General features: G+C 55.1%; 8 protein-coding genes and 1 pseudogene. 4 read left to right on the top strand and 5 right to left on the bottom strand.

All coding sequences use genetic code 11. The features are described from left to right. Positions 1-1,383 (bottom strand): sulfatase family protein (locus RMSM_RS16700; protein WP_008698598.1); only part of this gene is annotated, 1,383 nt, incomplete at its 3' end. A gap of 414 nt (positions 1,384-1,797) precedes the next feature. Here RMSM_RS16700 and RMSM_RS16695 point away from each other — a divergent pair. Together RMSM_RS16695 and RMSM_RS16690 are read left to right on the top strand one after the other, a co-directional pair. Continuing rightward, positions 1,798-2,088, top strand: a complete 291-nt coding sequence (locus RMSM_RS16695) for a hypothetical protein (RefSeq protein WP_008698597.1) — start codon at positions 1,798-1,800, stop codon at positions 2,086-2,088. Positions 2,089-2,213: 125 nt separating this feature from the next. Next, the gene (locus tag RMSM_RS16690) at positions 2,214-2,840 is read left to right on the top strand and encodes a 3-keto-disaccharide hydrolase (protein ID WP_008698596.1); all 627 of its coding nucleotides are present in this window, start codon (positions 2,214-2,216) and stop codon (positions 2,838-2,840) included. Between the two features lie 131 nt (positions 2,841-2,971). On the opposite strand, the gene RMSM_RS16685 is transcribed toward RMSM_RS16690, so the two are convergent. The 4 genes from RMSM_RS16685 to RMSM_RS16670 form a co-directional block, all read right to left on the bottom strand. After that, positions 2,972-3,466 (bottom strand): hypothetical protein, encoded by a 495-nt coding sequence (locus tag RMSM_RS16685; protein ID WP_144057715.1) that lies wholly within the window; start codon positions 3,464-3,466, stop codon positions 2,972-2,974. An 84-nt stretch (positions 3,467-3,550) separates the two neighbouring features. Further along, positions 3,551-5,986 carry a serine/threonine protein kinase gene (locus RMSM_RS16680; RefSeq protein WP_008698594.1) on the bottom strand — a complete coding sequence of 812 codons (2,436 nt, stop codon included), beginning with the start codon at positions 5,984-5,986 and terminating at the stop codon, positions 3,551-3,553. 250 nt (positions 5,987-6,236) lie between these two features. Next, a complete protein-coding gene (locus tag RMSM_RS16675) occupies positions 6,237-6,803 on the bottom strand; it encodes an ECF-type sigma factor (RefSeq protein ID WP_040767526.1) in 567 nt (188 codons plus the stop codon). A 154-nt stretch (positions 6,804-6,957) separates the two neighbouring features. Further along, positions 6,958-9,249, bottom strand: coding sequence for a peroxidase family protein (locus RMSM_RS16670; RefSeq protein ID WP_008698592.1), 2,292 nt, complete (start codon positions 9,247-9,249; stop codon positions 6,958-6,960). A gap of 577 nt (positions 9,250-9,826) precedes the next feature. On the opposite strand from RMSM_RS16670, the gene RMSM_RS16665 reads away from it, so the two are divergent. Together RMSM_RS16665 and RMSM_RS16660 are read left to right on the top strand one after the other, a co-directional pair. Beyond that, on the top strand, positions 9,827-10,474 hold the full coding sequence (locus tag RMSM_RS16665; protein WP_008698591.1) for a sigma-70 family RNA polymerase sigma factor: 648 nt from the start codon (positions 9,827-9,829) through the stop codon (positions 10,472-10,474). Between the two features lie 15 nt (positions 10,475-10,489). After that, positions 10,490-10,944 (top strand): annotated as a pseudogene (locus RMSM_RS16660) (hypothetical protein); the annotation flags it as partial.

The raw sequence follows: 10,944 nt of genomic DNA, 5'->3' as shown, positions 1-10,944 counted from the left end.
CAGCGAGTCGGCGACTTCGGGATGCAGCGAAATGACGTTGGACGCTTCTGCGGGATCTTTGGCAAGGTCGTAGAGTTCGAGTTTGGCGTTTTTGTGCGGAAGCACCAATTTCCACGTCCCCTCGGTGACGGAGAATCGCCCCGAAAAACCATGGTTGACTAGCGGCAATCGCTCGTGTTCTGCAGCCGGATCGGTTAACACGGATGCAAAGCTCTGGCTATCTTCGCCGGCGTCTTCGGGAAGCTTGACGCCTAAGATGTCGGCCAAGGTTGCCAATACATCAAGTTGCCCCACCAGTGCGTCGCAGCGACGACCGGGTTCGGCGATCCCGTTTGGCCAACGAACGAAAAACGGGACGCGATGGCCGCCTTCGTAGATATCGCGTTTGCCACCGCGGTAGATTGAACTGCTGTCGTGGTCGAATTTCTTAATCCGCTGTTTCCACGAGGTTTCCGGACCATTGTCGCTGCTGTAGACGATCAGCGTGTTTTCATCGAGACCGGATTGCTCAAGGAACTTCAAGACACGACCGACATGGTGGTCGGTTTCGATCACAAATTCACCATATCCGCCGGCGTCACCCTGTCCATGGAATTCAGGCAACGGGCAAACCGGGTAGTGGGGCGAGGTGTAGGGCAAGTAGACGAAGAACGGTTTACCCGATTTGGCATCGCTCGCTTTGCCTTCCATCCACTCGATCGCCTTGTCGGTGAACCGCGTCAAACATTGGTTGTCAATAAAATCCGGTGCCACCTCCATGCCTCGTGTTCCAACGACTTTGGCCGTTTCCTCCGGCGAATCCTGGTAAGGCGGCATGATGCGATAGTCGACGTGCCGGTCGTTCGGTTTCTTTGCCGTAAACTTCGTCGGGGGGACCTTGGCATACCGGCCTTCGAACCAAGCCAAGACACCGTAGTTCAACGACGCGGGAATGCCGTAGAAGTAATCGAATCCCTTGTCCAGCGGCATGTTCTTTACAGGTTGGGTCCAGTCACGATCGCGATAACTCGATCCAGGAAAATCCATCCCAAGATGCCATTTGCCCACCATCGCCGTGTGGTAACCATTGTCACGAAGCAGCGAGGCCAGCGTCATTCGATCATCGTCGATCAAACATTTGCCCTCGGCAATCATCACTCCCTTCTTTAGAGTCGTTCGCCAAGCATAGCGACCGGTCAACAATCCGTATCGCGACGGGGTGCAAACCGAATCGGAACTGTGGCCATTGGTAAACGCAATCCCTTCGGCGGCCAGCCGATCTAAATTGGGCGTTTGGAATTTCGCATCCGGATTCAAGCAACTGGCGTCGCCAAATCCTTGGTCATCTGTATAGATCACAATCACATTGGGTTTTTCGGCAGCGGCCAAATGCCATTGCGGCATCAACAGAAAAGCGAACAACAAGATTGCGTGTGACTTCATAGCGGCATGTTTCCTTGGACGTTGGACAGGATCGATTCAGCTTTGCGGGCGAAATTCGGCTTTACGAGTAACACGTGACGGAGAATCTCGAAGCGCGGCGGAATCACAAAGACATAGCGACAACGCGTGCCGACCGCAATTTAGGCCGATCGCCACCGATTGGTGGGATTGTGGCCGCAAAAATGATCCGGTGATCGTATTTTAGTATTGACGAGAGCGAAAAGGTTTTTTGTTCAGATTCGTGGTGACGAAGCGTCAAAAGGTTGATGCGTGAGAGACGGTGGTAGACAATACACGCCCCGATCGTCCGCGTTCCAACTAGGATAATCGATTTTGAACGGACAACGGCCTAGGAACCCACGGCAGAGCTATTTTATGACTGAATCAGAAATTCCCGCTAGCCCGGACGATCGGTCTGCCGAGCCCGCGGGCCCATCCAAAGAAGAATTGCGGTTGGCGATGAAAGCGTTCCGAAAACGGCTGAAGCTGACTCGTTTGGACGACGAGTCGCGATTGGGTTACGGTCCCATGTCATCCGGACAATCCTCCGGCGTGGCGGCAATCACGCCCCCGGATTCATTCCCGAAATCTGTTTGGCAAGAATTGGCCAAGCAAGGAAAACTGAAACGCGAAGGCGGCGGTCTGTATTCGATCGTTGGATCCTAAGACGCTACAAAGACGCCACAAAACGTTTCATCCCTCCGGCACTCACCCCGCGTTGCTGCGACACTTCCCTGCCCCTTTCTCCCGCCCACTCACTACCCTCCCTCCCTTAATTTGTTGAAGTAGCCATGAAACGATCTATCATCACGATTGCCCTGTGCTTGTTTGCCGCTCCGCTGTTGCCCGCCGAGGATCACGCTGCCGCGGATTCGACCGGCGACGTCGTGCTGTTTGACGGCAAAACGTTAAAGGGCTGGCATACCAAGCCGAATGAATTTGCGTCGCACTGGACGGCGAGTGATGGGATGATCATCGGCGACAATCCCGACAAAAAAGGATCCGTGTTGTGGACCGACGACGACTTCGCGGACTTTGAATTGGTGGTTGAATTCAAGACAGATTCACCCGATTATGATTCGGGAGTCTTTTTGCACGGCGATTCGCACCAAGTCCAGATCGGTATTTCACGGTCGTTGAAAGTCGACCTTACCGCGTGCATCTACGCTCCGGTGGATAAGCAAGGTTCGTATCCGGCGAAATCGGACAAAGTTAAAACCGTTCACAAACCGGGGCAATGGAATACGTTGCGAATGGTGGTCAACGGTAAACGGATTCAAACCTTTCTGAACGACGTCCCGTTTGTCGCCTACAACGCGATCCGGTTCCCCGAGAAAGGAAAAATTGGCTTGCAGCTGCATGGCGGTGTGCATCAGAAGATGCTGTTCCGGAACTTCAAATTCAATCCGGTGAAATAGACGGACGCAACCGCATCCGATCGGCATACGCTGATTGCATTTGTAACTTTAGCGAAACGGACAAAGCGTCACCGGAGGGTTCGTGCCCTTCCGGCAACGATTGAAGCTTCAAGTTGTCTCCGAACGATGACTTAATAAGTTGCGGCGAACGGATTGGCGTCGGTGGATTCCGCCTGCTGCTGTGTCGATGTCAACATCGTACTTCGACGCTCTGCGATACGAGCAGCGAGTCGATCCGCTCGTTTTTGCCGCAACTGTTCAGCGCGTTCTTGCCGTTGGGCAAGCAGCGACTGTTCCTTTTCAATCACTGATTGCTGTCGTTCGCGGTAGACTTCCTGCTCGTATGCTCGCTGTTGCATGGCCAACATCTGCTGTTGTTGCTGCCACTGTGCCAATTGCATCTGGTACATTTGCCGTTGTGCTGCGACAGTCTGGATTGCGGCGACCGAATCAAGCGGCACTCCACTGAGTGGCGAGACGGTTTCGATGCTCCCGCCCGCGGGGCCACCGCCGCCTCCGCGACCGCCTGAGCATTGTGCTTGGACATCACTGCCCCAACACGTGGCTGTCACCACGACGAATGGAATCACAGCTCGTGACGCTACTGACATGAGTCTCACTGACATGACGCTTCTCCCCGAGTAAGTTTCAGACATCTGCTGGGGAACCCCTGCTCCCTTTCTACCAGGGTCGTTTCGTCGCGAAGATTGTCACTGGATGATCAGGTCGAGCGAAGTTTGTCGCAATTCACGCAGCTCGGGGTGCTCTGCTGGGGCGTAACCGGTCAACAGAATCGTGGCCTCGCGATGCAAGACAATCGCTTCGACAAGATCGAACCATGGAAGCGAGGCCGAGCGTGTGGGTTGTTCTCGTAATTCGGCGATCCAACGGCTCAGCGATTCATCCGCTCTCAACAGTGCTTCGCGTGCTTCGTCCGCTTGGCCGCTCCGATGCAACGCAATCGCAAGCGGTGCATGAACGATGTCACCGCCGGGCCAATTGGGGTCGTCGCCCGCCTCGCGAAGTCGATCGATCGCCAGCGTAAAATCGTTTGCCCTCAGATGCGTCAACCCGGTCACATACAAACAGACCTCTCGCGGCAAAAAATTGCGATTGGGTGGACCACCAAAACGATCTCGCCCCGGACCAGAATTCTCAAAGGGCCTTCGTCCGGGAGGTCCAAAACCACGCCCGTCGGGGGCGTTTCTCGGGTCGCGGAATTGACCAAAATCATCGGGCGAATTTCGCGGTGGTCGTCGATCCCGTGACGGTCCTCCGTCATCACGATGGGCTGGGGGCGCTCCTTTTTGGGCTAGCCAAGCTTCGGCGTCTGCAGCGAATTGATCGTAGGTGATGGCGGTAGTCGGTTCGGACGCAATCACAATACCACGCAGTGCCCACCACTGAGGCGTCTCGTTGTCGTTTTGAATGCGATCAAGATCGATCGCCAACATGCGGTCGTAGGCTTGCTTGTTTCCCGTCAATTGAAACAACGCCGGCACGCCCCACCACTGTGGTGAGTCGGTCGGGGCACCTAGCTTTAATCCATGCTCGTAATCCGCAGCGGCTTCGTCCCACAATTTCAATCGCGTGAAGAACTGCGCGCGTTGAACCCAGGGCAGATAGTAACTCGGTTGCATTTCGATCGCAGCGGCATAGTCTTGGCGAGCTTCGGGCCATTGTTCGGCATCCGCATGCGCTTGCCCGCTGGCCACCAGCAGATTCGCTGACGTTAAACGTTCGGCAAACTGCTCGATTTCGCGTCTCGCCTCGGTGGCTTCGTTTTTCGCTTGCACCGCCGCTCGAAGCGCCTGGTCCTTCTTGTCACGCTCGTCGATGGCAGCGGACATTTGCCAAAGACTCGTCACCAATCCGATGATCATTGTGCCGGCAACCAATGACGCCGTGATCAAGGGAACACGGTTTCGCTGTGCAAATTTGCGAATTTGATAACGGCGACTTGGGGGGCGGGCGTTGATCGGTTGTTCATTGAGATAGTGTCGAATGTCACCGGCCATCGCGGCAGCCGATTCGTATCGCCGTCGCCGATCCTTGTCCAACGACTTCATCACGATCCAATCCAAATCGCCTCGCACCGTCGTTGTCAGACGTGTTGGTTCGGTGTGCCGAGATACCGAAACGGTGCTCAGACGTTCGCCCATCGTGGTCAACCGCGTACTGGGTTTGGGCGGTTCTTCCTCGCGAATGATCCGCCGCATTTCGTCGTAACCGGCGGAATCCAGTCGTTCGCGATCAAACGGCGTGGTGCCCGTCAACAATTCGTACAGCATCACACCGAGCGAATAGATGTCGCTGCGTGTGTCGACGTCCAAACCGCTCATCTCCGCTTGCTCGGGGCTCATGTACAGCGGGGTGCCGATCATCGAGAAGAAACGCGTATAGATCGTTTTGTCGGTCAAGGTTTGCCCGATCGCTTTGGCGACACCAAAATCAATCACTTTCACCACCGGTTTATCATCGTGAAGCGTCACCATCACGTTGCTCGGTTTGATGTCGCGATGAATGACCCCCTTTTGATGCGCATGCTGCACGGCCGAGCACACGTCCGCGAATAAATTCAATCGCTCCACCACATTCATTTGGTGATTGTCACAAAACTCCGTGATGGGAACCCCGCGAACAAGTTCCATCACAAAATAAGGCCGCGCATCGTCGGTCACGCCGGCATCGAAGACTTGGGCAATGTTGGGATGATCCATCAATGCAACGGCTTGACGCTCGGCTTCAAAGCGTGCGATGACCTCTTTGGTTCCCGTGCCGGGCTTGACGATTTTGAGGGCGACGAGCCGTTTGACCGGATGTTCTTGTTGCGCCACAAAAACCAATCCGAAACCGCCTTCGCCAATCTGTTCCATCAAGCGATACGACCCGATTTTCATGCCGACGTGTTCGGTTGATTTCGGTGGCGAATCGACAGCGGTGAGCGTTGGCATATTACAGAGCCCCTGAGCGACTGGATTGTCCAGCGGATTGGACGGCCGATCGTGGGCCGCTAACAACGCTTCGACCGAAGCTCGCAATGCCGCGTCGTCACCGCATGCGGAGTCAAGATACTCATTGCGTTGTTCCAAAGTCGACGAATCAAGCGCTTCCAAGAAAATCGATCGTTCGTTCAGACTGCTCATGGGGACCTACGCTATTCAATCAGCAAAAAAAACTTGCGTTGGCTCGGATTCAATGGCGTCGCCGTAGGTCGGCCCTCGGCAAAAGCACCACAAGAGAAATTAGCAATCATCCAACCTATAGAATCATGCGTGAAGCCACCGCGGTGGGGGCCAAAATAGATTTGTCTCGCGTTTTTGTAGGCAATGGAGCGAAAAGGACGCGGCGGTCTCTACCCTGACTCTCTATTCTTGCCCCTTTGTTCTTACCCGTCTATTGTGTGCCATCGAGTTCTCGTCGCAGCCAGGCTCGGGCATAAGTCCAGTTGCGTTTCGTCGTCCGGGGGGAAACGCCAAGCACTTTGGCCGTCTCGTCGATCGTCAAACCGGTAAAGTAGCGTAGTTCAACGAGTTTCGCCAACTCCGGATCTTCGTCGGAAAGTTTGGTGAGGGCTTCATCGAGCGACAACAGGGTTTCGAAATCTTCGGGATCGAGTACCGCATCGTCGTCATTCAGCTCGGACCGCACCAACCCACCGCCCCGCTTTTCGGCGTTGCGTCGCCGTGCACTTTCGATCAGGATTCGCCGCATCGCTTCGGCGGCCGCCGCGAAAAAGTGTCCGCGGCTGTCCCATTGCGGACGATCTTCGCTACCGACCAAACGCATAAACGCTTCGTGGACCAAAGCGGTCGGTTGCAGTGTTTGCCCCGCCTTCTCTTGTGTCATCTTGCGTGACGCCAAACGGCGAAGTTCGTCATAGACCAGCGGCAACAACTGGCCAGCGGCCTGTCGGTCGCCAGCGTCGATGGCGGTCAAAATCTTGGTGACTTCACTGTTCATGTTTTCGAGTATAACCATTTGGGCCAATTCGATCCAACGAGGCTAGAGAGGGGGGGGAGTGTGCGGGTGTCTAAAGAAAGAAACCGGCACCATAGTGGATTTCCGGTGAAACCCACGGTGGTGAGAAACGTCCAACGCCGTCAACACGGTCTGGTTATGCAAAGACCGTCAAGTTGATCCCTTTCAGATTCACGTCGCCGCTACTGATCAGGATGTCAACAGCATCACTTCCGGTGGTCGTGACATCGTCCGTCGCCGCGACGCGAACTTGATACTCACCGGAATGATCGAACGCATCAAATTTGTAGTTCCCCGCACTATCCGTCACCACGGAATCGACCAGATTGCCTTGGTCATCAAGCAATTCGACCGTGACGCCTTCGATCGGCACCGTCGATCGGAATTGATCCCGCGGACGGTCGTTGTGTCGCGGCGAGCGATTGTTATCGCGATTCGCCGAGATCGATTCGACAGCGGATGTTTCAGCCAACACAGTGCCCGAGACCGATGGTTCAAAGAAGAACACGTTCTCTTGCAATGAATTCACGTCCGTATTCCGCTGGATCACATCCGCAAGGGTGGTGTTTTCGATCTCGCGAATTTCGCGGTTCGAAAGCGTGTTTTCATAGTAGAAACGATCACCATCGCGAATTCTCTCGAATTGGTCGGCGATGATGGTCGATGAGGTCTCACCGAGCGAACTGTCTTCTGCATGATCTTCGGCCAACAAACCAACCCACAAATCGATGTTATTGACGTCACCGTACAGACTTTCAAGTTTCGCACTCAGTTCGCTGTCGCTGGTAATTTCCGAGAACGATTCGTAGGCTTGCAAACCGTATGCGGTGCGAACGGAATTGAGATCGGCCAAACCGTGATCGCGGCCTCGTTGGATGTTCAGCGAGACCAGGTCGAACCCGCCCGATCCAGGAGCCCCGAACAGGAAGTTTCGCAAACTATCGACCACTTCCAAATCGACTTCCTGCGACAAGCTTGACGCGCCTGCTTTTAAGATTGAATCGATTCCGGTTTCTTCTAGCAGCGAAGGGTTAAAGAAGGCGTTGGCCAATGACAGAGCCTCGCGGATTTCGACCCCATCGTTGCCAACAAAATCAATTTCGTCGCTCAGAGTGGAGTGCCCGAACCGGAACGCCGCCGTCGAGAATTCATTGGCAATCGACGGATCGACACTCGCGTCGTAACCTTCGTAATCGGCGATTGCATCTTCGCCGAGCAGGGCGGGCAAGAACTCGTTGTACGTAATCGATTGAATTTCAGCGATCACGATCGTCCGTGCGGCTTGGAAGATTTCCTCGTCACTCCAATCCGGATTATCATCGGCGATGTCGTCGGCAATGCGATTATGTTCCCTTAGGAACAAGGTCTGCATCGAGGTCAGCCCGAGGTTTTCTGCGACGCGAATATCACCCGCTTGGACATTTCCCTCTTCGTCGGTGGGGAGCAAGTCACCATCGCTGGTTCGCATTCGGCCGCCGCTGAATTCTCGCAACAAATCGGTTGTCGCTTGATTGCTTCCGTATACCTGGGAACCGTCAATCCACGCGGTGATGGCGTTGACTTGCTCGGCCGGATTGTCCGTCGATGTCCCGGTGCCATCTGCGATCACCGCCCGAGTAAGCGAAATCACCTCTTCTCCGCTGCCTGAGGGATCAAAATAGAGATCACCGGTGGGAACGGCGATGTCAAACGATTCGGCATCCTCGCCGTCTTGCGTGAGGGACAGATCGATATCGTGGTCGATGAACTGCCCCCATAGATAGACAAAATCACTCAGATTGCGATCGTTGGTTGTGCCCTCCGGATCGGCTGCCGCCACCGTGTTGCTGATCTCACGAGCACTCGGCCGATCGGTTCCCGCGGGTTCCGAGATGCCGTCGGCATAGTCGGCGTCGGCGACCCGCAACAACGGCGAGTTGGCTGTACCGTAATCCGGGTTCTCGAGGTTGTTGTTGCTGCCATCAATCGAGCGGACTTCGTCGGTAAGGTCCGTTTCTGGATTTTCATCGCCCGACGGCGTGTCTGTGTTTTGCGAAGTATCGTCGTTTTGCGAAGGATCGTTGGGAACATGATGCCGTCCCTGTTCTCGGTTCAACCGGTTGATCACCATCAATGCATCCAGCGAGGTGTGTCGACCATCGTTATTCACATCGGGTCTCATCCCCCGCTCGTTGACGGTGCTAGCCACGCCATCATGATTGCGTTGGCGATTCATTTCGTTGATGACCGTCAACGCATCGACGGCCGAGACGACTCCATCGTTGTTAACGTCCTCGGGCATCAATTCGTTATGAAACAGATTGGCGGCCAGCAGTTGACGCGTCTCGAGCGTTTCGGCACGCAAACGACGGCGTGGGGGGGCAGGTCGCACCTTTGTGTTGGTTGATGATTGTAGGAAACCGAACCATCGATTCAGAAAGTGAGCCATTGGGGGTGACCCTCCAGGACAAGGTGGTGGATTCAGAAAAGGTGAAGAGAGACAGCGAACTCGCAGTTCTGTGGTTAAGGGACGTAAATGCCCTGAAAGTGTCACGAAAGAAATCGAGAATCGTCCTTACGATATAGCGGCAACGCGAGCGTCACGGAAAAAGCATCCGAAATCTTTAACAAACTTTGGCCCCCCACGGCCCGCGACCACGCATGGAATGCTGGCAACGAGTGCTGGCGAACGCGGTCGTGAGTGAGAGGGATGTGTTAGCCGCTTGGGCACTAGCCCCGGTTAGCCGCTTGGGTGCTTGCCCCGGTTGCATGTCGGATCCGAGGCTAGCGGCTTGTTGATTTAGTGAGCCGCTCGCGCGTGAGCGGCCGGGTTCTACGCATTACCCGGTGCCTCACCGCCCACGACTCACCAGCGCGGTTTGTAGCTGCTTAAAACGTAAACGACGTTCAAATTGACGAGGTTGGCGGCACCGCAACTAAGTGTTTTCGCGTCACTTCCCACTTTTCACAGCGAAAACTTCACTGCGAATACAGTTCTCGAATCGAGTGTTCGAAGGAGATAAGTCATGTCCACAGCGACCACCCATGAATCATCGGATGTTCAAATCAGCATTTCCGAGATGCTGCAGCAAGTGCGTCACGGTGACCTCGATACGCTCGGCGAGTTGCTGCAGTTGTATCGCAACTACCTGAGCGTACTTGCCACCACTCAATTGGATGGTCGGTTGCGACGCAGAATGAGCCCGTCGGACTTGGTTCAAGAAACGATGCTGGCGGCGCATCGCGATTTCCCTGCATTTCGAGGACGCAGCGAAGGCGAGCTGTTGGCGTGGCTGCGTCAGATCCTCAGCAATTGCTTAGGGCACGCTATCGAAGCAAACGTGTTCGCTCAAAAACGTGACATTCGCCGTGAGGTCGCTCTGGATCAAATCGCCAAAAATGTCGACGACAGCATGGCGCGATTGGCAAATATCTTGGCCGATCGTGGGCTGTCGCCAAGCGAAGACATGGGCCGCCGCGAGCTTTCGTTGCGATTGTCGGACCAGCTGGCAAAACTGAAACCCGAATACCGTGATGTGATCGTCTATCGCAATCTACAAGGTTTGTCATTCGACGAAATCGCAGAACGCATGAATCGCAAATCGGGCGCCGTGCGAATGATGTGGTTGCGTGCGATCAACAAGTTCAAAGAAACCTGCGATCCGATTGAATAGCCCAGAGAAAACGCCATGAGTATGACTGATCTGAGTGCGGAACCCTACGTCACCCGGCATTTGACGGATGCGCAGAAAGAGCGGCTCAGCATGTTGCTGGAAAGTTACATGTCGGGACTCGAGAACGGGTTGCCACCGACCATTGACGAGTTGACATCGGGTTCGCCTGAATTGCGTCAACCCCTGCGCTATTGTGTCGACGGATTGCAGAATCTGCACCGCATGGCAGCGGGATTGGATCCGGGAACGGGTGCATCGTCGTTCGCGCAGTCGACAACGCTGTCAGCCCCCGCGAACTATGCGACGCGTAGCGTGTCGCCGAAGAAAACCGCGTCAGCCGCTCGCAACCGCGAAAACCATCCGTCTCCGCACGGGCGGCGTCTTGGCGATTTTTACTTGCACGAACAGATTGGGCGTGGGGGAATGGGGGTGGTTTACCGTGCCACCCAACGTTCGCTCAAACGCACCGT

Origin of the sequence: Rhodopirellula maiorica SM1 (genome assembly GCF_000346295.1) — a bacterium.
Taxonomy (GTDB): domain Bacteria; phylum Planctomycetota; class Planctomycetia; order Pirellulales; family Pirellulaceae; genus Novipirellula; species Novipirellula maiorica.
Note: the sequence above shows the minus strand (reverse complement) of the source record. Positions and strands in the feature narration are given on the sequence as shown.

Bases quoted from the DNA above. Each gene is read 5' to 3' on its own strand.
- RMSM_RS16695 (WP_008698597.1), top strand. From the start codon at position 1,798: ATGACTGAATCAGAAATTCCCGCTAGCCCGGACGATCGGTCTGCCGAG.
- RMSM_RS16690 (WP_008698596.1), top strand. From the start codon at position 2,214: ATGAAACGATCTATCATCACGATTGCCCTGTGCTTGTTTGCCGCTCCG.
- RMSM_RS16685 (WP_144057715.1), bottom strand. From the start codon at position 3,466: ATGTCAGTGAGACTCATGTCAGTAGCGTCACGAGCTGTGATTCCATTC.
- RMSM_RS16680 (WP_008698594.1), bottom strand. From the start codon at position 5,986: ATGAGCAGTCTGAACGAACGATCGATTTTCTTGGAAGCGCTTGATTCG.
- RMSM_RS16675 (WP_040767526.1), bottom strand. From the start codon at position 6,803: ATGAACAGTGAAGTCACCAAGATTTTGACCGCCATCGACGCTGGCGAC.
- RMSM_RS16670 (WP_008698592.1), bottom strand. From the start codon at position 9,249: ATGGCTCACTTTCTGAATCGATGGTTCGGTTTCCTACAATCATCAACC.
- RMSM_RS16665 (WP_008698591.1), top strand. From the start codon at position 9,827: ATGTCCACAGCGACCACCCATGAATCATCGGATGTTCAAATCAGCATT.